The sequence below is a fragment of the Bacillus sp. S2(2019) genome, assembly GCF_005144805.1.
In the GTDB taxonomy this organism is placed as follows: domain Bacteria; phylum Bacillota; class Bacilli; order Bacillales; family Bacillaceae; genus Bacillus; species Bacillus altitudinis.
The window spans coordinates 42,658-68,507 of record NZ_SWFL01000004.1 but is presented as its reverse complement, the minus strand read 5'-3'; the positions used below and the strand labels follow the sequence as shown (position 1 = coordinate 68,507).

Annotated in this window: 30 protein-coding genes; 11 read left to right on the top strand and 19 right to left on the bottom strand. The window is 37.9% G+C overall.

Annotated features, from left to right (window positions below; all coding sequences use genetic code 11):
* Positions 1-5 precede the first annotated feature (5 nt).
* The 8 genes from FBF75_RS15175 to FBF75_RS15140 all read right to left on the bottom strand — a co-directional run bounded on the left by FBF75_RS15175 (position 6) and on the right by FBF75_RS15140 (position 5,136).
* A complete protein-coding gene (locus FBF75_RS15175; RefSeq protein ID WP_017366514.1) occupies positions 6-782 on the bottom strand; it encodes a sulfite exporter TauE/SafE family protein in 777 nt (258 codons plus the stop codon).
* Between the two features lie 58 nt (positions 783-840).
* A complete protein-coding gene (locus FBF75_RS15170) occupies positions 841-1,071 on the bottom strand; it encodes a sulfurtransferase TusA family protein (protein ID WP_017358721.1) in 231 nt (76 codons plus the stop codon).
* A 34-nt stretch (positions 1,072-1,105) separates the two neighbouring features.
* Complete coding sequence (locus FBF75_RS15165) at positions 1,106-2,233, bottom strand: MBL fold metallo-hydrolase (protein ID WP_136944890.1); 1,128 nt, start codon at positions 2,231-2,233, stop codon at positions 1,106-1,108.
* Between the two features lie 15 nt (positions 2,234-2,248).
* Complete coding sequence (locus FBF75_RS15160) at positions 2,249-2,809, bottom strand: sulfurtransferase TusA family protein (protein WP_024719146.1); 561 nt, start codon at positions 2,807-2,809, stop codon at positions 2,249-2,251.
* A gap of 53 nt (positions 2,810-2,862) precedes the next feature.
* On the bottom strand, positions 2,863-3,219 hold the full coding sequence (locus FBF75_RS15155) for a rhodanese-like domain-containing protein (protein WP_050826873.1): 357 nt from the start codon (positions 3,217-3,219) through the stop codon (positions 2,863-2,865).
* Positions 3,220-3,233: 14 nt separating this feature from the next.
* Entirely contained in the window at positions 3,234-3,716 is a 483-nt protein-coding gene (locus FBF75_RS15150; protein WP_050826872.1) for a DsrE/DsrF/DrsH-like family protein, read from the bottom strand.
* A gap of 125 nt (positions 3,717-3,841) precedes the next feature.
* A complete protein-coding gene (locus tag FBF75_RS15145; RefSeq protein WP_003217059.1) occupies positions 3,842-4,102 on the bottom strand; it encodes a metal-sensitive transcriptional regulator in 261 nt (86 codons plus the stop codon).
* 200 nt (positions 4,103-4,302) lie between these two features.
* Positions 4,303-5,136: a hypothetical protein gene (locus FBF75_RS15140; RefSeq protein ID WP_008359322.1), complete on the bottom strand. Its 834-nt coding sequence runs from the start codon at positions 5,134-5,136 to the stop codon at positions 4,303-4,305.
* A gap of 147 nt (positions 5,137-5,283) precedes the next feature.
* Here FBF75_RS15140 and FBF75_RS15135 point away from each other — a divergent pair, with 147 nt between their 5' ends.
* The 6 genes from FBF75_RS15135 to FBF75_RS15110 all read left to right on the top strand — a co-directional run bounded on the left by FBF75_RS15135 (position 5,284) and on the right by FBF75_RS15110 (position 9,209).
* Positions 5,284-5,859 carry a hypothetical protein gene (locus tag FBF75_RS15135; RefSeq protein WP_017358716.1) on the top strand — a complete coding sequence of 192 codons (576 nt, stop codon included), beginning with the start codon at positions 5,284-5,286 and terminating at the stop codon, positions 5,857-5,859.
* Between the two features lie 11 nt (positions 5,860-5,870).
* Positions 5,871-6,308, top strand: coding sequence for a hypothetical protein (locus FBF75_RS15130; RefSeq protein ID WP_008359326.1), 438 nt, complete (start codon positions 5,871-5,873; stop codon positions 6,306-6,308).
* A gap of 106 nt (positions 6,309-6,414) precedes the next feature.
* On the top strand, positions 6,415-7,221 hold the full coding sequence (locus FBF75_RS15125) for a hypothetical protein (protein WP_136944889.1): 807 nt from the start codon (positions 6,415-6,417) through the stop codon (positions 7,219-7,221).
* Positions 7,208-8,020, top strand: a complete 813-nt coding sequence (locus tag FBF75_RS15120) for a hypothetical protein (RefSeq protein ID WP_008359331.1) — start codon at positions 7,208-7,210, stop codon at positions 8,018-8,020. The genes FBF75_RS15125 and FBF75_RS15120 overlap by 14 nt, the downstream gene beginning before the upstream one ends.
* A gap of 14 nt (positions 8,021-8,034) precedes the next feature.
* On the top strand, positions 8,035-8,703 hold the full coding sequence (locus FBF75_RS15115) for an ATP-binding cassette domain-containing protein (protein ID WP_008359334.1): 669 nt from the start codon (positions 8,035-8,037) through the stop codon (positions 8,701-8,703).
* On the top strand, positions 8,700-9,209 hold the full coding sequence (locus FBF75_RS15110; RefSeq protein WP_008359336.1) for a hypothetical protein: 510 nt from the start codon (positions 8,700-8,702) through the stop codon (positions 9,207-9,209). Before FBF75_RS15115 ends, FBF75_RS15110 begins: the two co-directional genes overlap by 4 nt.
* A gap of 322 nt (positions 9,210-9,531) precedes the next feature.
* On the opposite strand, the gene FBF75_RS15105 is transcribed toward FBF75_RS15110, so the two are convergent.
* Complete coding sequence (locus FBF75_RS15105) at positions 9,532-10,368, bottom strand: helix-turn-helix transcriptional regulator (protein WP_008359338.1); 837 nt, start codon at positions 10,366-10,368, stop codon at positions 9,532-9,534.
* A 103-nt stretch (positions 10,369-10,471) separates the two neighbouring features.
* On the opposite strand from FBF75_RS15105, the gene fabF reads away from it, so the two are divergent.
* The 5 genes from fabF (at position 10,472) to FBF75_RS15080 (ending at position 17,377) form a co-directional block, all read left to right on the top strand.
* Positions 10,472-11,704: a beta-ketoacyl-ACP synthase II gene (gene fabF, locus FBF75_RS15100; protein ID WP_136944888.1), complete on the top strand. Its 1,233-nt coding sequence runs from the start codon at positions 10,472-10,474 to the stop codon at positions 11,702-11,704.
* A gap of 159 nt (positions 11,705-11,863) precedes the next feature.
* Positions 11,864-13,927 (top strand): thioredoxin domain-containing protein, encoded by a 2,064-nt coding sequence (locus tag FBF75_RS19990; protein WP_136944887.1) that lies wholly within the window; start codon positions 11,864-11,866, stop codon positions 13,925-13,927.
* A 152-nt stretch (positions 13,928-14,079) separates the two neighbouring features.
* Complete coding sequence (locus tag FBF75_RS15090) at positions 14,080-14,850, top strand: SurA N-terminal domain-containing protein (protein ID WP_136944886.1); 771 nt, start codon at positions 14,080-14,082, stop codon at positions 14,848-14,850.
* Positions 14,851-15,068: 218 nt separating this feature from the next.
* A complete protein-coding gene (glpT, locus tag FBF75_RS15085; protein WP_008343899.1) occupies positions 15,069-16,403 on the top strand; it encodes a glycerol-3-phosphate transporter in 1,335 nt (444 codons plus the stop codon).
* Positions 16,404-16,495: 92 nt separating this feature from the next.
* Positions 16,496-17,377 (top strand): glycerophosphodiester phosphodiesterase, encoded by an 882-nt coding sequence (locus tag FBF75_RS15080; RefSeq protein ID WP_136944885.1) that lies wholly within the window; start codon positions 16,496-16,498, stop codon positions 17,375-17,377.
* Positions 17,378-17,415: 38 nt separating this feature from the next.
* On the opposite strand, the gene FBF75_RS15075 is transcribed toward FBF75_RS15080, so the two are convergent.
* From FBF75_RS15075 to FBF75_RS15030, 10 genes are all read right to left on the bottom strand, one after another.
* Positions 17,416-18,804: an amino acid permease gene (locus tag FBF75_RS15075; protein WP_048001358.1), complete on the bottom strand. Its 1,389-nt coding sequence runs from the start codon at positions 18,802-18,804 to the stop codon at positions 17,416-17,418.
* A 573-nt stretch (positions 18,805-19,377) separates the two neighbouring features.
* Positions 19,378-19,887, bottom strand: a complete 510-nt coding sequence (locus FBF75_RS15070) for a hypothetical protein (RefSeq protein WP_017366501.1) — start codon at positions 19,885-19,887, stop codon at positions 19,378-19,380.
* A 30-nt stretch (positions 19,888-19,917) separates the two neighbouring features.
* Positions 19,918-20,433: a stage II sporulation protein M gene (locus FBF75_RS15065; protein WP_017366500.1), complete on the bottom strand. Its 516-nt coding sequence runs from the start codon at positions 20,431-20,433 to the stop codon at positions 19,918-19,920.
* Positions 20,411-21,019 carry an ATP-binding cassette domain-containing protein gene (locus tag FBF75_RS15060; protein WP_017366499.1) on the bottom strand — a complete coding sequence of 203 codons (609 nt, stop codon included), beginning with the start codon at positions 21,017-21,019 and terminating at the stop codon, positions 20,411-20,413. The genes FBF75_RS15065 and FBF75_RS15060 overlap by 23 nt, the downstream gene beginning before the upstream one ends.
* Complete coding sequence (locus FBF75_RS15055; RefSeq protein ID WP_017366498.1) at positions 21,009-22,499, bottom strand: hypothetical protein; 1,491 nt, start codon at positions 22,497-22,499, stop codon at positions 21,009-21,011. The genes FBF75_RS15060 and FBF75_RS15055 overlap by 11 nt, the downstream gene beginning before the upstream one ends.
* 41 nt (positions 22,500-22,540) lie before the next feature.
* Positions 22,541-22,840, bottom strand: a complete 300-nt coding sequence (locus FBF75_RS15050) for a circular bacteriocin, circularin A/uberolysin family (RefSeq protein ID WP_017366497.1) — start codon at positions 22,838-22,840, stop codon at positions 22,541-22,543.
* A 395-nt stretch (positions 22,841-23,235) separates the two neighbouring features.
* Positions 23,236-24,126, bottom strand: coding sequence for a helix-turn-helix domain-containing protein (locus FBF75_RS15045; protein ID WP_048001361.1), 891 nt, complete (start codon positions 24,124-24,126; stop codon positions 23,236-23,238).
* Positions 24,127-24,219: 93 nt separating this feature from the next.
* Positions 24,220-25,164: an alpha/beta fold hydrolase gene (locus FBF75_RS15040; RefSeq protein WP_057078677.1), complete on the bottom strand. Its 945-nt coding sequence runs from the start codon at positions 25,162-25,164 to the stop codon at positions 24,220-24,222.
* 55 nt (positions 25,165-25,219) lie between these two features.
* Entirely contained in the window at positions 25,220-25,519 is a 300-nt protein-coding gene (locus tag FBF75_RS15035) for a hypothetical protein (protein WP_048001363.1), read from the bottom strand.
* Entirely contained in the window at positions 25,516-25,734 is a 219-nt protein-coding gene (locus tag FBF75_RS15030) for a helix-turn-helix transcriptional regulator (protein WP_048001364.1), read from the bottom strand. The genes FBF75_RS15035 and FBF75_RS15030 overlap by 4 nt, the downstream gene beginning before the upstream one ends.
* Positions 25,735-25,850 lie beyond the last annotated feature (116 nt).

Genomic DNA, 25,850 nt, shown 5'->3' with positions numbered 1-25,850 from the left:
TTTTTTTATAATAAATCCAGCCAGATTTTAATTGCTGTAGCTGTAATCATCACGGCAAGTGCCCATTGCAAATAAACGGCATTGATCTTCTGACCAATCTTCGCCCCAATCGGCGCAGCAATCAAACTGGCTGCCATTAAGACAAGCGCAGGCATGAACATGACTTGACCAGTCAGCACTTTCCCAGCCGATGCGCCGATCGCAGAGAGAAACGTAATGGCCAGAGACGAGGCAATCGTCATCCGCACAGGGATTTTGAGAATCGATAGCATCACCGGCACTAAAATAAAGGCACCGCCTGCACCTAATACACCGGATACACTTCCGATCACAAAGGCAATACCAGCCGCCAATCCTTTATGAAAGGTCACCTCTCCATCTGCTTCTGCCCGCTGACCTTTTTTCGGAACAAGCATTAAAATGACAGCGACAATGGCAAGCAGACCATAGACTACATTGATGCCTTTCTCTGGAAGGAAATGTGATAAATAGCTGCCTAATAAACTCCCTGCCAATATACTGCTCCCCATATATAAAATCAATGGACGATGTAAAAATCCGCTTTTTCGATACGCCAGCACACCGCCGAGTGTCGAAAACAGTACTTGAATGGCACCAATCCCTGAAACCTCGTGAGCCGATAATGCCATCACTCCGACAAGAGGTGGGATATAAAGCAGCATGGGATAGTTGATCACCGATCCTCCTATTCCGACCATTCCTGATAAGAAGGAACCAATAAATCCGATGATAAATAAAGTAATGAAAAATGCAAAATCCACGCTGGTCTCCTCCTTTGCAAAAGGAAAAGGGGTTCCCTCATAGATACCCCTCTCCCCTTTAGGACCCTTTTCTCACCCAGAACTTCAGCACCTGTCCTTCATCCGTCTGCATGATCAATTCATGTCCGCTTGACTTAGCCCATGCAGTCAAATCAGCTTTGGCCCCTTTATCTGTTGCATGTATTTCTAATACTTGGCCTTCAGCCAAGTCGTTCATTTTTTTCTTCGTCCGAATAATCGGCATTGGGCATGCAAGCCCGGTTACGTCTAAAATGTGATCTGATGTCATCTGATCATCCCTCGCTTCTTTATTTTATTGAACATTATCGAATCGCACAACGGTTTGGACCAATTTCCATGTCTCGCTGCGCTTCCTCGTCTGGATGCAGCTTCCCCATATTGGTAGACCGAATGTATTGATAAGCGTTTGGCTGTGCAGGAAGATCCTGCGTGACCATTTGTCTAAATACGTCTTCATCTTCAATGTTCAGCCCGTGATTTTCTTCGAACAAAGCGCCCAGCTCCTTCCAAACGCTCCCGTCTTCATTAAGCTCCTCCACGATCATAAAATGTGCAGGTAGCACAATCAATTCTGCCGAAAGCGCCGTATATCGCGTATAAAGGGTTTCCCTCAAATCACCTACCCAGTCCTCCGCCATACCGGCTAGATCAGGTCGTCCGATCGAATCAATGAACAAAATATCACCTGAAAGGAGATAACGGTCGTCTACGATAAAAGAGGTTGAACCAATCGTATGGCCTGGTGAATAAAGGGCGTGAATATCAATATCCGCCGCTCCAATCGTCACACGCTGTCCTTCTTCAAGGTGATTGTACGCAAATGTCACCTCTTCGGCGTCTTTTGGCGGCAGCCAGTAGATAGCGCCAGTCTGTTCAGACAGCTTTTTCCCGCCAGATATATGGTCCGCATGAAGGTGCGTATCAAACACATGCGTCACCGTGACTTGGTGTTTTTTAGCAAATTGCGTATAGACCTCCGTCATTCTAGCTGCATCAATAATCGCAGCTTCTCCATTCGACATGATCATATAGGACAAGCAACCCTTGCCCATTCGCACAAATTGGTACAACTCTCCACCGCCAGTTAAATCACCGATCTTCACTGGCTCTAAATGCTCACTCCATGCCTTCATGCCGCCTTGCAAATAATGGACCGTTCTGCCTGCCTCTGACAGCATCTCTGCCACCATAATAGAAGAGCCCTCTTTCGCACAAACGACCAGTACATCTAGGTCATCCGGTATGTTCTCCACCATATCCTCTACGCCATCAAGAAGCTCAAAGTAAGGCACATTTAAATATTCAACGGCTTTCCCTTCAATTTTCCAGTCCTGCACATCTGATTCGTTTCGTACATCCAACAAAAAGATCGGCTCTTTGTTGATGATCTTTTTTGTTAACTGTTCTGCTGTCATTGCTTTTACAGTCATCGTTTCATTCAGCTCCTATTTTTCAATCTCTCCTGTCCAGCTGTTCATACCTGGCACTACATTGATCAATTGATGAAATCCTTTTTCTTTTAACTTTTGTGCGGCTAATTCACTTCTTCTGCCTGAATGACAGATGAGGTAAATGAGCGTCTCTCGGTTCAATTCTTCAGCACGTTGTTCCACCTCGCCAAGAGGGATGTGAACAGCTCCTGGAATATGACCCGCTTCGTATTCATCTGGCTCTCGTACATCTAAAATAAACAATGACTGATCTTCTTTTACCTTCTGTTGAAACATGTTCAACGACATTTCCGAAATCATTGACTGCTCCTCCTCCTGTTTCGCTCCGCCTTTACGAATCAAATGATGAAGCACCTGTCCTTCTACTTTTGTTCCTAAAAATTCATGACCGGCGCTTTTTGACCAAGCTGCTAAATCCGCTGTAGACCCTTTATCGGTTGCTTGCACTTCAAGCACATCTCCTGGCAAGAGCTCATTCATTTGTTTTTTCGTTTTGACAATGGGCATTGGGCATGCCAATCCTTTTGCATCTAGAATTGCTGTTGGTTGCTGCATTGTTTTTCCTCCTTTTTATAGGGGTGGGGGTATATTTTAAAGCCTATTTATACCTATAATCGCCAAGCATTCATGCCACCCTTGATATTCGTAATGTGGGTAAATCCCTGTTTTTTTAACAATTTAGCCGCCTGCATACTTCTCATCCCGCTTTGGCAGATCACATACACTTCTTTGTCTTTCTCAAGCTCATGCGCTCGATTCCTTAACTGTGGTAAGGGGATATTTTGAAATCCTTTTATATGATTTGTTTGAAACTCTAAAGGTGATCGCACGTCTATCAGCTGTTGATGCCGACTATGCAATTTAGGTTTCAGATGAGCTGCGTCCATTTGTTTCACACCGCGTACGGGAAGAAAACGGCTCACAAGCAAAGCGATCACAATGATGAGCAAAAGCATTTGAATCATGTATGGACACCTCCCTAGATAAATAAGTTCACATTCCCGATTTCTGCCTCTGCTAAATACGCGGCCACACCGGCATATTGAATGTCTGCTAGTAATTCATTCTCCTGCAGCCCTAAAAGATCCATCGTCATCGTACATGCCACGAGGTTGATCTCTTGTTCCTTCGCCATATCAATGAGCTGCGGCAGGGTCATGGCATTGTGTTTATTGATCACATGCTTGATCATCTTCGGTCCCATTCCTGCAAAATTCATCTTTGACAGCCCCATTCGATCAGCGCCACGCGGCATCATTTTGCCAAACATTTTTTCTAAAAATCCCTTCTTCAGTGGCACCATCTCTTCCTGACGCAAGGCATTCAGCCCCCAAAAAGTATGAAAAATAGTCACCTCGTGATCATAAGCTGCTGCGCCATTTGCAATAATATAAGCGGCCATCGCTTTATCATAATCTCCACTAAATAAAACAATCGTCGTTCGTTTATTTTGTTCTTCCATCATGATCCTCCTTATCTTAATTACCCGTGGGGGTATACAAAAAGCAAAAAATATATACATATACCGGTAAGGGTATATTATAACAAGTAAAAAAATTCGTCAACCTCCAAAGGCTGAGGAATTTCTTACCGGCTTTTCACCAAGAGCTCAACCGCTTCTTTGACAAGCCCCTCTGTATCCTTGCCTTGTTCAAGACTTTCACGGACACATTGTTCAAGGTTTGTACTCACAATCACACCCATTGCACGATCAATGGCATTGCGTGATGCAGATAGCTGCGTCACCACTTCGCGGCAATCTTTTCCCTGCTCCATCATCGCAAGAACCCCTTTAATCTGCCCTTCAATCCGGCGAAGACGATTCTTCATCTGCTGATTATACTCCACGTTTAACACTCCTTTCTCTTTTCCTTATGATCAGATAGTATACCCTGATAGGTATTTAGTCAAACATGATGATGGTATTAAAAAGAAGAACTATTGATATAAATATCACAACAGTTCCTCAATTTTAAGTACTTTATTCTTCCAAAGATCGGGTAAATTTAGATTTCAAAATCTACAGGATACTATAGGGTTATAAAATCTCATTCCTTTTCCATATCACTTATTAAATCATACTTAGATAGATAAATTCCCCCACCTATCGAAAAAACAATACAGAGAATAGGAACTATAATTAGTGTCATAATAATTGAGACAACTGGAGGTAAACCAAACATAGGATGCCTAATCAGCATAAATTCATTCCCAAGTAGCATTGGATTATCTGAGAAAATGGAAAGAAATAAAATACAGATACAAATTATGAAACTATAAATTGTTTTAAAAATTAATGTTAAAAAAGCAAAGATAAAAGTAAAAAGAAATGTGCCAGCTATATTTAAGAGAATTGAATAAACAATAATTTGACTATAAGAGAATTGAAAGGACGAATATCTTAAAATACTTTCGCCGTAATCTGTCAAGTTATTTACTGTCCCCCCACTCAATTTCCAAACAAACCAGGTAAGGGACAATATTAATATGTAGAAGATAAATATTGCGGCACAACAAAATAATAGTTTGCTTACCCACATTTTAAATATTGACTTTGTTCTAACTCTAATAAAGGCACTATGGGCAAATAGATCTTCTTTTATAAAAGTATTGACCAATATTGCACCACTTAATTGAAATATAATCCATCCAAAAGGAAATTCAATTGTTTGTTGTTCGACAAGTTCAAAGGGAACACCTGCAAAGGTTTTACCAATAACATCCCAAAATGCAACATTACTTTTAGTTAAACTAATATGCAGAAAATAAAGGTAGTATAGGAAATTAAACAACCCTAGAATAGATATAATGATAAAAGTTTTTGTAGTTCTATGAAACCCAAGAATCATATCTCTTTTAAAAAGTAATAATAAACCAATCATGTAAAAAAGCCCTCTCTTATCAACTAACTAGAACATAGCATAACATAGCATTTTAAATAAAAAAATACAAAAAAAGGTGTATTTTTCTTTATTTTATTGTATAATTCTCACGTACCGGTACAAATTATGGTTTTAGTGGGGAAAATAGTGAAAAAGTTATTTACATTTTTTTTAATTTTAATAATGATATCTTTGATTAGTGCTTGTCAATCAAATAATTTCAATAACACCATAAAAGACAAAGCTCCAGATCCTTCTGTAAGTATAGAAGATTTGGATAATAGCACAAAGGATGATTCTAAAATATTCTATTTTGATACCGAACAAAAGCAAAGTCTTTTTAAAGTTATATTTTGGGAAAAGTTGAAAGAGGATCATTATTATCAAGGTCAGATAAAGAATAATGATGTGGCAATTGAAAATGTTTTCAAAGGAGAGGACATTGAAGTTGGACCACTTCCTAAAAATTATGAATTAGCGATGACCTTTAGTCAAAAAGAACCTCCCCCATCAAAAATCTTGGGAAAATTGAAAGATGATAGAGGAGTTACTCATCAATGGGAACAACCTTATGATAGATCAGATGTAGATCACGATTATTTAATTAATTTACCAACATTCAAAGGTCAGAAAGCAGAAATAGCATTAAGAATGATTTGGCTAAATAAAGATAATAATTGCATAGGTGTCGCAGATAAATACTTAATTGTAAGTAAACAATGAGGTGAAGACAGTTGAAAAACAAAATAATCATTAGCCTAACTTTAATTCTAGGAGTAACCTTTTCTACTATAGGAATTGTGCATGTCTATGCAGGAGAACCAAGTGGCAACTATAAAGATACTAATTATAATTTTAGATTTCTAAAAGGAAATCCATATGATGAGACAACATCTAGAACAAAATTTACTAAATCTTGGTATTATATGAACAGTGAAAAGAATAATACTTCTTATGTAGCCTGGGCCAGATCTAAAGGAAAAGATGTTTCAGATGGCCACTATTATACAATTAAGAAAAATTATAAAGGAGTACAACTCCTATACAATTTGGCAGTTGAAAAAACATTCTTGGGAATAGGATATCCGCCTGTTTCGATAGGTGCTAAGAAGAATGCAGCTGGTCATGCTAATGGCAAATGGAGTCCCGATTACGATCCAAAAAGCCCTTGATTCTATTAGGCTCTTTAAACTCAAAAGAGAACTATGTGACACAGCGACTCAGAATTAACTGAGTCGCTTCTATATTTAGTTTTAAATAAACGAAATGGAGAGAAACATGTTTTATTTGCTTATATTACGATTAATAAAGCGCCCTTCTTTTTACATATCATTAGCCATTGGTTCAATTTTAGCGATTGCTTATTTTTGGACAGAAGAAATGCCACTCAAAGAACATTTAGAACTTACAGGAGGAATTTCTTTTACCCCTTATACAAAATGGATGGGGATCGGTGGAATATCAGATTATCCAGCACTTTACATGTTCTTATTACCAATTTTGGCAACACTCCCATTTTCAGATCTGTACTCAAGAGATCGGTCAACTGGTTTTTTTCGCTTTTTAATTATTAGAGGAAAACAAAAACAATATTTCTTTAGTTTGTTTCTTATAAACTTTTTAGCAGGTATGCTCACAGCTGTCTTTTCCCTATTATTAAATATTTATTTGTCTTTCATGAGACTTCCAAATATAAAACCTGATAGAGCGATTAACAATGAGATGCCTTTAGACTCTGATAATACTTTCTTACCAGATCTATATTATACACATCCCTTTGTTCATATGCTTTTATATGTCATATTGATTGGTATTTTCTCTGGTATGTTCGCAAGTATAGCTTTGGGATTTGGAATGTTTATTAAAAAATCATTTGTTGTTCTAATTACACCTTTTGCAAGTTTATATGTCATAAACATGGTACTTTCAACACTAGGGCATCAGGAAATGATATCAACAAGCTTCTTGCAACAACAGGCTACAGATGGTGTGAGTCTAGCAAGTCTTGTTTTACACTTGTTTATCGGATTTATGTTAAGTTTTTCATTATACATTCTAGGGGTTAAAAAGAATGTTATTCGTTAAAGAACTACATATCGTTTTACTCGACATATGCCGTTATAAAGTGCGATTATTCATCTGGTTTTTTTGTTATTTGCTCTGTATTTTATATTTAGTCAAAGAAAGTATACCGCAACATGGAATAATGGGAATACCACAATCTTTAAATTTATTTTTCTCTTCCTATACATTTATTTTTCCCGTATTACCCCTTTTTCTAATGTTTTTTTCATTTGGAATCGTACCTTTTTTCGACTCTTCTCGTTTTGTTCGTTATCAAAAAAGAGAAAAAGTATTTTTATCGTTATTATTACGTGTCTTTTGGATCTGTCTAATATTCACTCTCATATACCTAATTGGTGGTTTCCTTCTGGGTGGCTTCCTGTCAGGAAGGTGGAACAACGTTTGGCTGTCTACAAAAGGAGCTCCATACTTAATATATGGCGATCAACTACCTTTAGATGAATACTTTTCATCTAATATCATGTTAATTAGATATCTGATTACAAGTTTATTGGTATTCCATCTGATCGGACTATTTGTTGTGGTTTGCTATTTGTTAAGTAAAAATTATATATACAGCTTTATTATCATTTCATCTGCTGTGATTCTTGATAAAATGCTTAATATTTATTTTGGTTTTTCTTTCATTAATGACTCACTGTCATTAGAAATGACATCTTGGCTTATACCAGGTTTATTTTCTAGAATGATTTATTTATTTAGTGGTTTTGGATTACTTTTTACTTTTCTAGCATATAAAATTTTTATCAAACAAGATTTTTTAACTGAATACGGCAATGATCATGAAAAAGAATATTAATCGAGGTGAAACTCATGTCAGAAGAATATATTAAAATTGAGGCATTAAACAAATTTATTAAAAAAAACCAAGTCCTTAAGAATATTAACTTATCATTACAAAAGGGGAATATTTATGGTTTTCGTGGACCTAATGGATCCGGAAAAACAATGTTGTTTCGTGTATTATCCGGATTAGTAAAACCAAGTGATGGAAAAGTAACTGTAGGTGGGAAACAATTACACAGAGACATCTCATTTCCCGAAAATGTTGGAATATTAATAGAGTATCCTGGTTTTATCCCAGAATATACTGGTTTTGCTAACCTAAAATTACTCTCTATGATTCAGAATAAAATTAACGATAACGAAATTTCTGCTGTGATTTCTCGTGTAGGGCTTGATCCAAATGACAAAAGAAAGTTTAAAAAGTATTCTCTTGGGATGAAACAACGTTTGGGAATAGCTCAAGCAATTATGGAAAAACCGGATTTGCTCATTTTAGACGAACCTACTAATGCTTTAGATGAGAAAGCAGTCGAAATAGTACATCAATTACTCGTAACATTAAAAAATGAAGGTAAAACAATTTTGATCGCTAGCCATGATAAAGAAACTCTTCAAAAGGTTTCAGATACGATTTATGATATTGAATCTGGTGAAATTATAAAAGAAACGATTGTTGATAGGGATAAAGAAAAATGAGAAAAAAAGTAATAGTAATTTCAGTGATGACTATAATTTTTATCTTAATCAGCATGTTCCGCTATCAACAAGTGAATAGTGAATACTCCAACTATAAAGTAACAGAAAAAAACCTTACGACAAATGAAACGTTTGAATTTCTAAAAATAAGTCATACGTTTAAAAAAGCTAAGAAAATTAATACCATTGATGAAATGAGAAATAAAATAACTGAATACCGCATACCATTTACATTAAAAAATAAAACAAACGATAAACTTCCCCTACATCCTGAATTTTATAGAATGATGAGGGGAGAGGAAGAAACCCAGACCATAGACTTTATTAATAATAAAACAGGCAAAAGAGTTAAAGATATTAAGCCTCATCAATATATAAGCGGTACCGTCACCTTTACATTTGCAAATAATGGTGAGGGAAATTTAAAAACGCCTAAACTCCATATGATCGGGAGTGATGGAATATCAGTTGAGAAATTCATTGTGAAAATTGATTACTTCAAGTAGCATATACTATTCAAATCAAAAGAAATACGTCCTTTTGTCCTCTTCTACTTTAAGAGGATTTTTTATATAAAAAGGCGAAGTTTTACTAAAGTTAAAGTACGAAGGAAATTAATATATGAAAGCAGATGAATTCATGCCAAACAATCAAAAATCCACCCCACTCCACTGAAAAATCACCATACCTCCTTCAGCACAGCACACACACAATGCCTTCATCCAAATACAAATAACCAATTGCTACTATACTAGTTGTTTTTTAAAATCTACACAAAGTTAAAGAAGTATTCTTTGAATCAGCCCTATTCTTCTCTCCAAACAACAGCTACCCTTCAATTAAACGTTTTAACTTAAGCTCCGTTTCAGTATCCTCAACTGGAGTATAGACACTGCATCTTAAATCAGTATCCCCATACACTTGTAATGAAGTGAGATTAAACAACATTTTCCCTACCTTAGCATGACGAAATTCAATTAATACTTCAGGTGCATAGCTGATCTCATTTTCATTCCATATTTTACGAAACTCAGGATATGCCTGCTCCATTTCTTCTATAAATTGCTCATACCAGTCATCCGCCACATACTGTCCATAATACGTTCTAAATATGGCGATATATCCTCTTACAAAATGCTCCCAATTCACGGCTAAACTTTTAAATTCCTTTCTTGCGAATAGTAAGCGGATGATATTCCTTTCTGCCGGAATGATTTGTTCAAAGTCCAAAAATACATTAGCTGCTGCTTGATTCCACCCAACAATCTGACTTCTTCTATCAGATATAATCGTTGGACAATAACGAAGTTCCTGCAGAATTTTCACTAAAGCCGGACTGATTTCCTTCTCATTCTCAATGATATAGGATTGTTTCACACCTTCCTCTAACGCTAAAGCGTACAAATATCTCCTTTCATCGTTATTTAATTGTAATGCACTAGAAATCGCATCTAATACCGAAGTAGATACTTTTATATCTCTGCCTTGCTCTAACCATGTATACCAAGTAAGACTCACACCGGCTAGTTGAGCCACTTCTTCTCTTCTGAGTCCTGGTGTTCTTCGGCGGGTTCCTACAGGTAAACCAACCATTTGAGGCGTGATTTTTGAACGTTGGTTTTTTAGAAATTCTGATAATGCTTGAAGTCTTGTTTCAGGTTTCATTAAGGTCTCCTTTTAAAATATTATTCATTATACTAGGATAAACAACAACTTGTAATAGGATAACACAATGGCTAAAGTTAATAAAAACAAGGAGGGAATGATCATGAAAAGAGTTGTCATTACTGGAATGGGAGTTATTTCTCCACTTGGAAATGATATAGATAGCTTTTGGAATCAACTCATGAAAGGACAATCGGGAATATCTCACATTGATTCTTTTGATACGACTGATTATAAAACAAAAATAGCTGGAATCGTTCGTGATTTCGATGCAGATGAAATATTAGGGAGAAAAGAAGCAAAACGATTAGATCGTTTTAGTCAGTTTGCCTTAGCAGCAGCCGAACAAGCATTAGAACAATCACAATTACAGTTAGATCAAGTAGATCTTGAACGTTTAGGCGTATATGTTGGATCAGGAATCGGGGGCATACAATCGCTTGTTGATCAGGTGAATGTATTAGATAAACGAGGTCCATCGAGAGTAAGCCCCAGCCTTGTCCCCATGATGATTTCAAATGCAGCTGCGGCCCAAATCAGCATCAAATTAGGCGCACAAGGGCCATCATTGTCACCGGTCACAGCTTGTTCTATCGGGAACACCTCAATTGGTGAAGCTTTCAATGCGATCCGAAATGATGAAGCAGATATTATATTTGCCGGTGGAGCAGAAGCTGCCGTCAATCAGATATCTTTGGCTAGCTTTGGAAACGCACATGCACTATCTACTAGAAACCAAGACCCAAGTCGTGCCAGCCGTCCATTCGATACAGATAGAGATGGCTTTGTGATGAGTGAAGGCGCCGGTATCTTAGTATTAGAATCATTAGAAAACGCAATTCTTAGAGATGCGCCGATATTATGTGAAGTAGTGGGATACGGAGCTAGTTCAGATGCTCATCATATGGTCGCTTCACACCCAGAAGGTAGGGGTGCCTACTTAGCCATGAAGAAAGCATTGAGAAGTGCAGATATATCAACAAGTGAAATCGATGTTATTAGTGCTCATGCAACAAGTACACAAGTAGGTGATCGTTCAGAAGTTCTAGCGATTAAGAAATTATTTGGTGATCGTTCAGGTGAAATTCCAACAACGGCGAACAAGTCAATGACTGGGCACATGTTTGGTGCTGCTGGCGGAGTAGAAGCGATTGCTTTAGTGGAAAGTTTGAGACGAGGATTGATTCCACCAACTATTAATGTAGAGAAACAAGATCCAGATTGCAATTTAGATGTTGTATTAGAAGCGAGACAGCTTCCATTGAAATATGGGCTATCCAATTCTTTTGGTTTTGGAGGACATAATTCAGCCATCTTGTTAAAACATTACGATTGAAGTGATGAAAAGGTGAAATAATGACAAAACAAGGGTTTATAGCCCTTGTTTTTTTCATGATGGGAATACCTCACAGACAAAATATGACGAGCCTCAGCAATCTGATATATTAAATGGAGAAAAGAAAATACTAAAAAACATTTAGAAAGAAGGTGACCCATGCCAAACAACCAAACACCCAACCCACTCATCACGGAAAAATCACCCTACCTCCTTCAACACGCCCACAACCCAGTTCACTGGTACCCGTGGGGGCAAGAAGCATTCGACAAAGCGAAACGTGAAAATAAACCGGTGCTTGTCAGCATCGGCTACGCCACTTGCCACTGGTGCCACGTCATGGCACACGAAAGCTTTGAAGATCAACAAGTCGCTGACATCCTAAACGAGCATTTCATTTCAATCAAGGTCGATCGTGAGGAGCGTCCGGACATTGACTCGATGTATATGTCCGTTTGTCAGATGATGACGGGGCAAGGAGGCTGGCCGCTCAACGTGTTTGTCACGCCTGATCAAAAGCCTTTTTATGCGGGGACATACTTTCCAAAAAGAAGTGCTTACGGCCGTCCCGGCTTCATTGAAGCACTGACGCAATTGCTGGATGCGTATCACAACGATCGTGATCATATTGAATCATTGGCAGAAAAGGCAACAAATAATTTACGGATCAAGGCAGCAGGGCAGACAGAAAATACGCTCACTCAGGAGTCGATTCACAAAGCCTATTATCAGCTCATGAGCAGCTTTGATACACTGTATGGCGGCTTCGGTTCTGCGCCTAAATTTCCTGCGCCTCATATGCTCACGTTTCTCATGCGCTATTTTGAATGGACAGGGCAAGAAAATGCGTTATATGCTGTCACAAAAACGTTAAACGGCATGGCAAACGGCGGTATTTATGATCATATTGGTTCTGGATTTACTCGATATTCAACCGATGAAAAATGGCTTGTGCCGCATTTCGAAAAGATGCTGTATGATAACGCCTTGCTAATAGATGCCTACACCGAAGCCTATCAAATCACTCAACACCCTGAGTACGAAAAGCTTGTCCAAGACCTCATTCAATTTATCAAACGAGACATGATGAATCGTGATGGCTCTTTTTATTCAGCAATCGATGCCGATTCGGAAGGAAAGGAAGGGCAATATTACGTTTGGACAAAAGATGAGATCATGACTCATTTAGGTGATGACCTCGGCACTTTATTTTGTGCGGTCTATCACATCACAGAGGAAGGAAATTTTGAAGGACAGAACATCCCTCATACCATTTCCACCTCATTTGATGACATCAAGGCAGCATATTCAATCGACGACAAAACCCTTCATTCCAAACTGCAATCCGCTCGACACATCTTACTCACTGTAAGACAGCAGCGACCTGCACCGCTAATCGATGACAAGGTACTCACCTCGTGGAATGCGCTGATGATTTCCGCACTTGCCAAAGCAGGGAGTGTCTTTCATGAAAAAGAGGCCATACGCATGGCAAAACAGGCGATGTCTTTTCTCGAAACACACCTCATCCAACAGGGACGCCTCATGGTCCGCTTCAGAGAAGGGGACGTAAAGCATCTAGGCTTTATCGAGGATTATGCGCACATGCTCACAGCGTATATGTCTTTATACGAAGCGACCTTTGACCTAGATTGGCTGACAAAAGCCAGAGCCGTTGCTGAAAATATGTTTGAACTGTTTTGGGATGAGCAAATCGGGGGCTTTTTCTTCTCAGGCTCAGATGCAGAAGCGCTTATCGTTCGTGAAAAAGAAGTATATGACGGGGCCATGCCGTCTGGTAACAGCACCGCACTCCAACAGCTTCTGAAACTAAGCAGAATGATCGGACGTCAAGACTGGATCAAGACACTAGAGAAGATGTTCAGCGCCTTTTACGTCGATGTCTCTTCCTATCCAAGCGGACATACCGCCTTTTTACAAGGACTATTAAGCCAATATGCCGTAAAACGAGATATCATTATTCTCGGAAAAAAGGGCGACCCGCAAAAAGAACAGCTTCTACAAGCATTGCAAAAACGATTCATGCCATTTGATCTCATTTTAACTGCCGAAACAGGGCAAGAATTAGCAAGGCTCGCACCTTTTGCAAAAGATTACAAAACGATCAACGACAGCACGACAGTCTATATTTGTGAAAACTACAGCTGCCGCCAGCCGATCACCAATCTCGACGAAGCGATGGAACAATTATTTCAAATTTGAGCTGTCATATGATGACTATGAGAAGACAAAATGAGGACAAACAGATAAAAAAAATGTCAATCCGCTAACAATTCGTCTATACGGTTTTATTTTTCCTCTAAAACGGTTAGAATGCGCACTAGATGTTCTCATACCGAAGGGAGAGAAAATAATTGAAAAAAGTATCATATACACTCATTGCTTGCCTGTTATCAGTGGGGCTTGCAGCCTGCTCATCAAACGATGCGAAACAGGATAAGCAAAACGATTCAGCCAATAGCAGGGAAACAACACAGGCTGACCAAAAAGAGCAGCAAAAGCAAATGGAAGAGATGCAAAAGAAATTAGACGCACAAAAAATTGATGATCAAAAGGTCGTTGCGACCGTCAACAAAGATAAAATCACAGGAAGTGAATACAATAGCGCCCTATCAACCATTCAAGGTCAACTTCAGCAGTCAGGACAAGACCCAACATCTAAAGAAGGCGCAAAAGCTGTCAAAAAGCAAACCATTGATGCGCTAGTAGGTCAAGAGCTCATCCTGCAAGATGCTGAGAAGAAGGGCTATAAAGCCTCTGACAAGCAAGTCCATAAGCAGCTAAAAGAAGAAAAGAAACAATTTAAAGACAATGCTCAATTTGAAGAAGCACTCAAAAAGAGCGGACTGACAATGGATCAGCTGAAAAGTGATATTGCCGACAGCATCAAATACAGCCAATATGTCGACAAAGAAATTAAATCAGCCTCTGTGTCTGAAAAAGACGTCAAAGCGTACTATGACCAATACGCCGAACAAATGAAAAAACAAAAACAAAAAGCACCTGATTTCAAAGACGTCAAATCACAAATCAAGAAGCAGTTAGAATCTCAAGAAAAGCAAAAAGAAGTACAAAAAGAAATTGATCAACTAAAGAAATCTGCAAAAATTGATGTATCAATTTAACCACTATTAAAAATCCGCCATTGTGCGGATTTTTTTCATCACTTCATGAACTGTTTTTCCAAAATAATGACAAAAGCCTCATCATAAACATCTTCTCCAGCCGATATGATGGGAGTACAAAAGAAAGCGTTATCAATTCTTTTGTCTCTGAAAAAGTATAAGATCAAAGACAGACCTCGTACTTTTGTTTCAGTCATATCTACAAGAGGAGGATGTTTATGTTCAAATGGTTCAAACCAGCTCCGCATATCGACAGGCTCGATGATGCCAAAACAGACGAAACCTATAAACGGCTGCGTCTGCAAGTCTTTTTGGGAATCTTTATCGGATATGCGGGCTACTATTTGCTGCGCAAAAATTTCGCATTTGCCATCCCTTATTTACAGGAAGAGGGGTTCACAAAAAGTGAATTAGGCTTTGTACTAGCGGCCGTTTCAATCGCTTATGGCTTTAGTAAATTCATTATGGGGATGATCTCAGACCGGTGTAACCCAAGATACTTTTTAGCCGCTGGACTCTTTCTATCAGCTCTTATCAATATTCTATTTGTCTCATTTCCATGGGTGACATCCAGTGTATGGATCATGTTTTTATTCATGTTCTTAAACGGCTGGTTTCAAGGAATGGGGTGGCCGCCATGCGGACGAACGATGGCACATTGGTTTTCGGTGAGTGAACGTGGAACAAAAATGTCGATTTGGAACGTCGCTCACAATATCGGTGGAGGAATTCTTGCACCGCTTATCACATTAGGAATTGTTCTGTTTGCGACGTGGAAAAGTATCTTTTTCTTCCCTGCCATCATCGCCATTATCGTCTCCTTCGTCATCATTCTTCTCGTACGGGACACCCCGCAATCCGCTGGTCTTCCGCCAATTGAAGAATACCGAAATGACTATCCGGCACAACAATATGAAGATCAAGAAAAAGAATTAACAGTAAAAGAGATTTTGTTTAAATATGTACTCAACAACAAATTCCTTTGGTATATCGCCATTGCCAACGTCTTTGTGTACTTTGTCCGTTATGGGGTCGTAGACTGGGCACCTACCTATTTAACAGAAGCAAAAGGATTCTCACCAGAGCATTCACGCTGGTCTTATTTCCTTTATGAATATGCAGGCATCCCTGGTACATTATTGTGCGGGTGGATTAGTGACCGCTTCTTTAGAAGCCGCCGCGCACCTGCTGGCGTCCTCTTTATGATTGGCGTATTAATTGCGGTTCTTGTGTACTGGTTAAACCCTGCTGGCAATCCAATGGTTGATAACATTGCCCTCATCAGCATCGGGTTTTTAATTTACGGACCCGTCATGCTCATTGGACTGCAAGCCATTGATCTCGCTCCGAAAAAAGCCGCTGGCACTGCTGCCGGGCTGACAGGATTCTTTGGATATATTGGTGGCTCTGCTTTTGCTAATGCCATGATGGGTGTCGTCGTCGATCACTATGACTGGACAGGAGGTTTCATTTTACTAGTTGGTTCTTGTATCCTTGCAATTGTGTTCCTCGCCATGACATGGAATACAGGAAAGCGCGTAGAGCAAGCTTAATGAAAATCACATAAAAGATTCATCTCCGCCCAACATGCCCTTTACATCTATTTCTTATGATGGAGGCAGTTACCGTAAAAGGAGGATAAAATATGAATAAAAGTAGATTACTTGCTTTCGTGTTACTCTCTTTTGCTTTACTGTCTTTTGGTTGGGTGCCGACCACCATATCGGCACATGAACATCTTTTATCTCCAGATCGCATTTTAACCGTTGCACACCGCGGAGCATCAGGGTATGCCCCAGAGCATACCCTAGCTTCCTACAAGCTCGCCACAAAGATGAATGCAGATTACCTCGAACTCGACCTTCAAATGACAAAGGATGGACACCTCATCGTCATGCACGATGAAACGGTTGACCGGACGACAAACGGAACAGGCTGGGTCAAAGACCTCACACTTGCCGAAATCAAACAGCTCGATGCCGGTGCATGGTTTAACGAAGCCAACCCCGACAAACAAAATGCCCACTTTATTGGACAGCAAGTCCTCACATTAGATGAGGTATTACGCTACTTCGGTAAACGAGAAAATTATTATATTGAAACCAAAAAACCAGACATCTATCCGCAAATGGAAGAAAAACTATTGGCCGTCTTAAAGAAACATCATCTTCTTGGAAAACATACGAGAAAAGGGCAGGTCATCATCCAATCTTTCAGCCAAGAAAGTCTATTAAAATTGCAGAAACTCGCCCCTCGGCTTCCAAAAGTACAGCTATTAGATAGAGCGCAAATGACGTCTATTACAGATGATCAGCTCGACTTCATCAAATCATATGCAGTGGGGGTCGGACCGAATTTTAGAGCTTTGACACTTGAAAATGTACAGCAGGTCAGAAGCCATGGACTCCTCCTTCACCCATATACGGTAAACAGCGAAGTAGACATGACACGTCTTCTGCAATACGGCGTCACCGGTCTTTTCACCAACTTTCCAGATGTCTTTCAGCGTGTCAAAGCTTCTCTGTAAACGACAAAAGCCTTGCGGTTGTTCCGCAAGGCTTTTGATTATTCCACCGTTTGATTAGATGGAGCAGTTTGGATCGGTTTTCTCTTTCCAATCCCAAATATGAAGAAGCTAAGCGCTACAACAATCAAGAAAACAATCCCCACAATAAGAGAAATACGCGTATCCTGATTAATGAGCATAAACACAAGAACCATCAATAAGAAGCCAATCGTAAGATAATTAGAAACTGGTGCTAGCGGCATCTTAAATGGATGCTGATCAAGCGCTGCCCCCTTCGCTTTTCTGAAGCCAATATGACTAATCAAAATGACAAACCAAGGCACCATACCAGGAAGGACACTCGCACTATACACATAAACGAAAATGTTTGGCGGAGAAACGTAATTTAAGACCACCCCAACCGCTAAACCAATTAGCACAGCAAATGTCCCAAAATACGGTACACCATTCTTCGAAATTTTTGTGAAGAAAGCAGGTGCCTGTCCATTCACACCTAATGTATAAAGCATACGTCCCGCACTGAAGATTCCACTATTACAGCCGGACATCGCTGCTGTAATGACAACAAAGTTAATAATACCTGCTGCTGCCGTAATTCCAATTTTCGCAAACGTCGCCACAAATGGACTGCCGAGCGTATTCAGCTGATCCCACGGATACACCGTCACGATGACAAAGATCGCACCGATATAGAAAATCAAAATACGCCAGATGATGCTTTTGATGGCATTTGTCAGCGTCTTTTGTGGATTTTGCGCCTCACCTGCAGTAATCCCAATGAGCTCTACCCCTTGATAGGCAGCAATCACTAGGGACAATGCAAACAAGAAACCGCTAAATCCACCTGTAAAGAATCCGCCGTGCGCCCAAAGGTTAGACAAACCAATCGCTGTTCCACCATTGCCAAACCCAAAGAAAATAATGCCTAAACCTGCAATGATCATTAAAATAATCGTCACAATCTTGATCATCGCAAACCAGAATTCAAACTCACCGAATGACTTAACCGAAATCAAGTTGGCCGCACCTAAAATGATCATGGCGATTAATCCGGGAATCCACGCCGGTAACTCCGGGAACCAATATTTCATATAAGCGCCTACGGCGATAATCTCAGACATTCCAACAATGACCCACTGGAACCAGTTACTCCAAGCTGTCATATACCCCGCAAGCGGATGAATATATTGATGCCCAAATGTAGCAAACGATCCCGTACTCGGTTCAAGATACAACATTTCTCCCATCGCACGCATAATAAAAAAGATAAAAATACCACACACTGCGTACGCGAGAAGAACCGATGGACCTGTCCATTGAATGGCTTTAGCTGACCCCATAAATAAGCCAACACCAATTGTGCCGCCAAGCGCAATCATTTGAATATGACGAGCACTTAACCCTCTCTTTAATTCCTTTTGAGCCACTTCTATTCCCCCTCATCAACAAACAACATAAAAAATAAAAAATCAGAATTTTCATTCTGATTCAAAATCTTCAATCTTTCGATGTATATTATCATAATAAATCTACCCTTAAAAAACAATTGTTTTTTTGAGGAAAACACCGTTATTATAATATTCAGATATTTAAATTCCTTAAATTTTGTTATTTGCATATAAAAAGTTAGGAACCTTTTATAACTAAACATATTTTTAAAACACGACCTTCTTCTACTAAATAAAGACCGAACAACGATAATCAAAAAGACATAATCAAATGACTATGCCCTTCAATCATATTCTCATAATATTTCTAAAACACCGTACGCTTAATAAAGACTCTACTGCTTTTTATCTTTTTTTTCTCTAGTAAGAATCTTTATTGTAAATAAGGAGACTAAGCCGATTAATATCAACACGACCTCCATCGTACCGGAAATATGACTAAACTTCAAAAAGGCTATAAGTAGAATAACCATTCCAACACCTATATAAAAGATTAAATTATTATTTTTTTTTGATGAATTCGACATATACTAAATCTCCTTTTTTGTATATTTAAATAAATACAGTTAAAGATTTATATATACAAATAACAGCCGCAATCACAATTATTTGTACATTTGGTTTCTTCTCAACATATCTTAACCACAGACTAACAACAACTAAACCTAGATAAAAGAACGGATTGAAGAAGATATTCGTTGAGAAATTTTCTGCTGTCAGATTATTTGCGTTTGATAACACAATAGTGTCTAACACTTGGTTTACATTTAAAATGAGATTAAATAAACTAGCAATGAAAAAGCTTTTCATCATATTTACTCTAATGTTCATCATGACAGAGCTAATATGAATGAGTAAAGAAACAATCACAACATCTATTAATGACGCTAAAATTAATAGTATAATTGTCATTAAAATCACCGTATTTTCCCCTACATTGATAGATGATTTTTTTAATAAGGGGGCAGAAATAGCATCTGTAATGTAAAGCGATACAATGAAATGAATGAATATAATGACGCTCCAAATGAATAGTAAATTAAGCTTTTCTTTTTTTAACATGTCCATCTCCCTATAAACAAAAGAAGTTCACTATAATAAGAATTCAACCACTGCAGCTAATAACAATAAAGCTGTCCCATAAATAAAGTATCGGATGACTGTATAAATATCTCTCCAAAAATCAAATCTGTGATCAAAAACGAAATATTTCAAAAACAAACTGACTGGATAAATACCGATTTTAAAGAAAAAATAAATTGCAGGAAGTTCAATCACTCCATGCAAAATATGATAAAGAACGTATCCTATATCATGCCCTAACAATAGAGCTCCCTTCATTGTCACTCCAAGCAGATATGCATTTGAAGCGATGAGAAAGGTGGTGAGCAGGCCTGCTGTAACGACACCAACGACAAGAACCATACAGTATAAAAAATTGTTAGTAAAATAAAGGAACACACTATCCTCTACATACATGACATCCGAGGGTGCTTTTTTAGTTATTATAAAACCAATAACACCGAATACTACATGAAGGAGTATAAATGATAGAGTAGAGACTGCTGAAAGTCTAACTTTAATTTTATTTATGAACAATTTCTTCATACTGCTCCTCTAAATAAAAAACCTTATCACATATCCCTCTTAATGTTTCAATTTGATGTGTTGAGAATATAATCGAACATTGTTTGCTCGCAAGTTCTTTAAATTTTTCAATGATCACTTTTTGACTTTTCTCATCAATACCTGTAAGTGGCTCATCTAATAATAAATAATGAATATCTTCATTGATGAGTGCGGCACAAAGCCCCAATTTTTGTTTCATTCCGTGAGAATAATGTTTGATCAATTTATCCTTATTCGGATATAGAGTATAGTCCTTTAAAATACTATGAATCTTTGCAACATCTTTTTTCTTAGAAACAGATTGTATAAATACAAGGTATTCATATCCTGTTAAATATTCATATGATCTAGGTACGTCAGGCACAAACACTACATTTTCCTCGGCCTCTTTCACGATATCACCACTATGTAACTCATAAATACCAGCTAAACATTTTAATAATGTCGATTTACCCGAGCCATTAGAACCAACTACAGCAACAATTTCGCCTGGTATTAACTCTAAATTGATCTTTTCAAAGATCAAACTGTTTCCATAACTAAAAGATGCTTTCTTAATTTGCATTTTTCATTACATCCTTCACCTTGGTATTTCTCAAATACAAGATCGCGACGACGAGAATTGAAATTTGGATCACGATTAACGTCACTATGTACTTTCCTAATTGAAATGGCATCTCCAGACTAAAAATTTCCATGATGAATATAAAGGAAAGCAAAATAGAGATTATGTACAAATAAACATTTTCAAATACGACTGCCTTACTTGAGTTTCCTATTTCATAATCACTCTCTGGATTTATTTTCGGAAAGAGTATGGCACCAATCGTAGCAGCTAGCCCCATATTGATAAATACAAAAACAATTAAAAGAGCAACGCCAGTAATGAATGAATAAGGAATATGTAAGATGACCATAGTTATGACACTAAAGATTACTGGAATCCCAGATAAAATCAAATAGATATATACTTTCTGAACCAAGATTTCATTTAAAGAAATATTCCATGCAGTATTTGGTGGCAATGCAAAAAATTCAATATCAGGGCTAATCACCTTTTTTAGATAATCTGTTATAAAATTTGAGAAAGCCACAGCGATAAATATGATGGATAACAGAATATAGGAATCATTCCCTTTTAATAATAAACTAACCAATACCGGAACTATCGCTAAGGCACATACATGTAGGACATATAAATATTTCAAAAACCTGAGTTTATTGTAGTAAGTTCTTTTTATAAGTAAGATATCTTTGTTAAAGAATACCCTCTTTTTAAACCTCACCTTATGCTGAACAACAGTTTCCTTTGCATTTAATTCTTCTTTACCAATTTTTCGAAACACCTTATGATGGTGAAACACCATAGACAAAATAAATAGAACTAAACAGGTAATTAATAATTCAGTCAAGATGTTGAATAGATCAAATTGAAAATGATTATAGACTTGTATAATCTCCGATTCGAAATAATGGAAAATGGCTAACAGTACGATATACGCAGTAAAACATACTAAAATGAGCTTGACTAACCGTATATTTTGGCCAATACCTTTTTGAAAGTAGCTTCTATAAAAATGATAAGAAGAAAAGTTCATCACTGTTATAATGATGATTATCACTAATAACACAAAATAAATGATGTTTAATTGATTCTCAACCATAAACATAGGCACAAAAAAAATCAAGGAGAATTTAAAGACAGTTTTACCGAAAAAATAAAAATAAATATGCCGATAAATTTTTCTAAATGATTCTGTTCTATCCACAATTACATTTTGATGTAACGTGTAAATCAAATAATTCTTTATAGGGAAATCTCTCGCATCTATAATTGCTAAGATGCAACATAACGTACTTATAAGGGTCATGTCTAATATACGAGCTTTTAAAACAAAAAATAAACCTATACCTATTGCAGGATAAATGATGAAAAATCTTAAAGATAGAAATAAATATGTAGCATGACCTAACCATTGTGGTAATGATGCTTCATCTATTTTCTTCCTAAGATACATTTTTTCAAATAGTAAAGCTAATCTCATATATATCACCTAATATAGTGTATTGGGGGAGAAGACAAAGCTTAGTAGTTAATAACTGCTTTTCTTCCCTGTGCCTTTGCTATTGCTTTTAAAGCACCGATTGCTCCAGCTAGAGCAAGTCCTACACCTGTGGCTGCGCCAACAATGCCAATAATAGATGCAATTGTTCCGCCTGCCATAATAAGGTCTGCAATTTTTTCAGCTGTACTTAGTTCAATGCCAAGCTTGGCTACTAAAAAGTTCTGATTAATACTCATAAAAGCAACAGAAGTTACAGCGACCGTTGCGATTAATGACATAAAACCTAATCCAAATAATTTTTTACGTGTTGTTAAGCTCATAAGTATTCCCCTTTTCTTTGATTATTTTCTCCCCCTTATTTATATCTTGTCATTTAAATTGTATAATTTCAACATTAAATACAAATTATATTATAATTAGTAAATTAATACTATTACACTAGATCTATCAATTAAAATGGAAATAAGAATAAAGACTGTTCTTGAAATAGGAGACATTGTAAAAAATAAACCTAAAGACCCCGAAATCATTTCATCAAAAAGATTGTCTACACACTATAATTCTAGTATTTACTACTAGGTCCAGCTCACAGTAGCCTTTTATAATACCTAAAAAAGTTGTAACACGGATTAGTTAATTTCAATCAGTTCCATAAGGTAGATCATATCAAAAAAAACTCGTAGAGAATCTTTGTTTCTCTACGAGCTGAGACCGCTCACACGGTCTTCTCAAGCTCAAAATGCAAATTCATCGGCACATCTGGCAAAGCCGAGGCCTCCTCCATATTCGTCGTAGGTGTTTTCTCATCCACTTCCTCAAATCGAAAACCGTCAGCCCAGACTGTTCCATGACCGCTGAGTAACACTCCAAAATGAATGGATTCACTGCGCGTAGGAACATCTAATACGATCGCATATTGATTCCATTCCGTAGAATCTGTCACAGGTCGATTCTGCATATTATCAAACTGCACCGTATCACCCTTTCCGTCATCTACCCGCATCCAAATTCCTGCTGAAGATACATTCTCTGTTTTCAAGAAAGCAGAAAGCTTCAATCGCTTGCCTGCATACTCTTTTGCTTGAAACCCCTGCATCATTGTCGCAAACTGTCCATCTTGTACGCCTTCTTTAGATGATAAAACACCTGATTGCTTACCCGTATGAAATTCTGCTGTATCAACACCCATCTCATACATATGCGGATGTGAACCACTCAAACCCCAGCCAGGTACTGCTTCATGTAATGTCATCGAATCTTCCTCCTTTTTCATTTGCATGTCTCTCATCATGGACCTGTACATTCCGGGAGGTAAGGAATACAGATGCTTAAAAGCACGCGTAAAGGCTTCCTGCGATTGGAATTGTAACGAAAAAGCGATGTCTAAAATCCCCTGATCCGTATACAAAAGAAGCTGTGCAGCCGTAGCTAATCTTCGTTTCCGCACATATTCCCCCATCGACAGCCCGGTTTCTCGTTTAAACACACGCAGCAAATGAAAATGTGAATATCCTACTTTCTCAGGCACCTGTCTCAGCGACAGCTCATCCATCAAATGCGACTCCAAATAAGAAATCACCTCTTGCGTCACCCGACTATACATCATCTCCCTCACCTCTTCTTGATCATAAAACAAATCAGTTCACTCGTTTTGATCAAAATTGCGATGTTTCATCTGTCCAGCTGAGGAGGAAAACCGCTAACGTGAGCGCTCGTTGTTCGATAGAAACTCCCTCACATCATCTGCGATTTCTTTTGATTTCGTATGATGCAAATAATGGCCGCCTTTGAAAGTAACGATTTTTCCGTGGTCTACATTTTTCAGCAGCTCTTCATGCATTGGTTTCCAGTTTGGTGTTTCTTTCTCCGTTTGATCCGCTAGATAGAAAGCAACAGGAAGCTTCTTAGGGAAATGTAGACGTTGAGCGTTTTTAAAATTGTTTCTAAAGTTTTCTGCCTCACTAGCTTGGCTTTCATCCAAAAAATTTCGGAAAGTCAGCATTTTAATCTGAGCCTTCGTTTGATCATCTACTTTAGGCATCACCAGTTGTTCTGGATTCATTTTCACTATCAATCTGTAAAAGCCGGATTGATGAAGCAACTGTAAGCTGGAGACTGGCAATTCATCCGTTTCCTGTTTAGGAACACTCGTATCAATGCCAACAAAGGCTTGGACTTCTTTTTCATATTGATTCACATATTCTAATCCATAGATGCCAGAAATCGAATGACCCATGAGCGTATATTTTTTAATGTTGAGTTTCTGCAAACATTCATGAATCTCATCCACAATGTTTTGACTTGTCCTTACTTTATCTGTGTCGTCACTTAAACCATAACCAAACGGTTCAATCACAACGACTCTATAATATGGCGATAACTCCTTGACTAACGGTTTAAAATCAAGCACGGGTGAAGCAGTTCCATACCCTGGTAGAAGGACAATCGTTTCTTTCCCATCGCCTTGAATGAGCACATTCATCTGCTTCCCATCCACCAAGACCTTTTGCCCATAAGCTTCTATTTTCCCCTGTTCTCTTTCATTACTAATTAGATTCACAACATAAACACTGGCTACAAATACAACCAAGACAGTCAGAATGGTACATAGAGCAATCAGCATTATTTTCAGTAATTTTTTCATTATTTTTTCTTCCCTTCATGATGAAGTACCCTAGCTTGCATCCGCAGATAAAAGATTAGTATTTTCTTTCACAATAGATAATGCCAATTGTATTTGCGCAAACACTTGATACATACATAAACGTAATCGCTATATAAAACCATTCCGTTGGAGATGATAATTCATGAACAAAAACTTGAATGACAGCCACCAATATATAGGCTAATGCCACACCTACAATTGAAAAACTTCCAGCTTTCGCTAAAATAAATTGACCCCGTTCATCCTGTTTATATTCACGGCTTTTCTTAAATTGAAAGACCGTACTTAAGATAGAAAGGATAATCAGAGAATAAAGTATGATCGTTGTCATCATCGCTGTTGTTCCTCCTTGTCGACCTCTTGAAAAACGTCATATAAATCTACTTCAAATGTTCTCGCAATTTGAAATGCTAGTTTTAAAGACAAAGAATATTTACCATTTTCAATCGCTGCCACAGTTTGACGAGTCACACCTAACTTCTCTGCCAAATCCTTTTGTGTCCAGTCTCTTTCTGCCCGTAATACTTTCATTCTATTTTTAATTTCCATTTCAGATTCCTTTCTTAAAGGATGTTTTATTTAACATAATGTTAAAAATAATTAACATTATGTTAAATAACAATAACCTGTTTTCTGCAGGATGTCAATTTCACCGGATGCAAAAA

Coding starts and splice junctions, on each gene's coding strand:
- FBF75_RS15110 (WP_008359336.1), top strand. CDS start 8,700: ATGAGAAAAAAAGTAATAGTAATTTCAGTGATGACTATAATTTTTATC.
- FBF75_RS15055 (WP_017366498.1), bottom strand. CDS start 22,499: ATGAGATTAGCTTTACTATTTGAAAAAATGTATCTTAGGAAGAAAATA.
- fabF (WP_136944888.1), top strand. CDS start 10,472: ATGAAAAGAGTTGTCATTACTGGAATGGGAGTTATTTCTCCACTTGGA.
- FBF75_RS15045 (WP_048001361.1), bottom strand. CDS start 24,126: ATGATGTATAGTCGGGTGACGCAAGAGGTGATTTCTTATTTGGAGTCG.
- FBF75_RS19990 (WP_136944887.1), top strand. CDS start 11,864: ATGCCAAACAACCAAACACCCAACCCACTCATCACGGAAAAATCACCC.
- FBF75_RS15070 (WP_017366501.1), bottom strand. CDS start 19,887: ATGTTAAAAAAAGAAAAGCTTAATTTACTATTCATTTGGAGCGTCATT.
- FBF75_RS15150 (WP_050826872.1), bottom strand. CDS start 3,716: ATGGAAGAACAAAATAAACGAACGACGATTGTTTTATTTAGTGGAGAT.
- FBF75_RS15035 (WP_048001363.1), bottom strand. CDS start 25,519: ATGATGACAACGATCATACTTTATTCTCTGATTATCCTTTCTATCTTA.
- FBF75_RS15115 (WP_008359334.1), top strand. CDS start 8,035: ATGTCAGAAGAATATATTAAAATTGAGGCATTAAACAAATTTATTAAA.
- glpT (WP_008343899.1), top strand. CDS start 15,069: ATGTTCAAATGGTTCAAACCAGCTCCGCATATCGACAGGCTCGATGAT.
- FBF75_RS15160 (WP_024719146.1), bottom strand. CDS start 2,809: ATGCAGCAACCAACAGCAATTCTAGATGCAAAAGGATTGGCATGCCCA.
- FBF75_RS15155 (WP_050826873.1), bottom strand. CDS start 3,219: ATGATTCAAATGCTTTTGCTCATCATTGTGATCGCTTTGCTTGTGAGC.
- FBF75_RS15060 (WP_017366499.1), bottom strand. CDS start 21,019: ATGCAAATTAAGAAAGCATCTTTTAGTTATGGAAACAGTTTGATCTTT.
- FBF75_RS15125 (WP_136944889.1), top strand. CDS start 6,415: ATGTTTTATTTGCTTATATTACGATTAATAAAGCGCCCTTCTTTTTAC.
- FBF75_RS15065 (WP_017366500.1), bottom strand. CDS start 20,433: ATGAAGAAATTGTTCATAAATAAAATTAAAGTTAGACTTTCAGCAGTC.
- FBF75_RS15140 (WP_008359322.1), bottom strand. CDS start 5,136: ATGATTGGTTTATTATTACTTTTTAAAAGAGATATGATTCTTGGGTTT.
- FBF75_RS15105 (WP_008359338.1), bottom strand. CDS start 10,368: ATGAAACCTGAAACAAGACTTCAAGCATTATCAGAATTTCTAAAAAAC.
- FBF75_RS15165 (WP_136944890.1), bottom strand. CDS start 2,233: ATGACTGTAAAAGCAATGACAGCAGAACAGTTAACAAAAAAGATCATC.
- FBF75_RS15170 (WP_017358721.1), bottom strand. CDS start 1,071: ATGACATCAGATCACATTTTAGACGTAACCGGGCTTGCATGCCCAATG.
- FBF75_RS15030 (WP_048001364.1), bottom strand. CDS start 25,734: ATGGAAATTAAAAATAGAATGAAAGTATTACGGGCAGAAAGAGACTGG.
- FBF75_RS15050 (WP_017366497.1), bottom strand. CDS start 22,840: ATGAGCTTAACAACACGTAAAAAATTATTTGGATTAGGTTTTATGTCA.
- FBF75_RS15080 (WP_136944885.1), top strand. CDS start 16,496: ATGAATAAAAGTAGATTACTTGCTTTCGTGTTACTCTCTTTTGCTTTA.
- FBF75_RS15120 (WP_008359331.1), top strand. CDS start 7,208: ATGTTATTCGTTAAAGAACTACATATCGTTTTACTCGACATATGCCGT.
- FBF75_RS15040 (WP_057078677.1), bottom strand. CDS start 25,164: ATGAAAAAATTACTGAAAATAATGCTGATTGCTCTATGTACCATTCTG.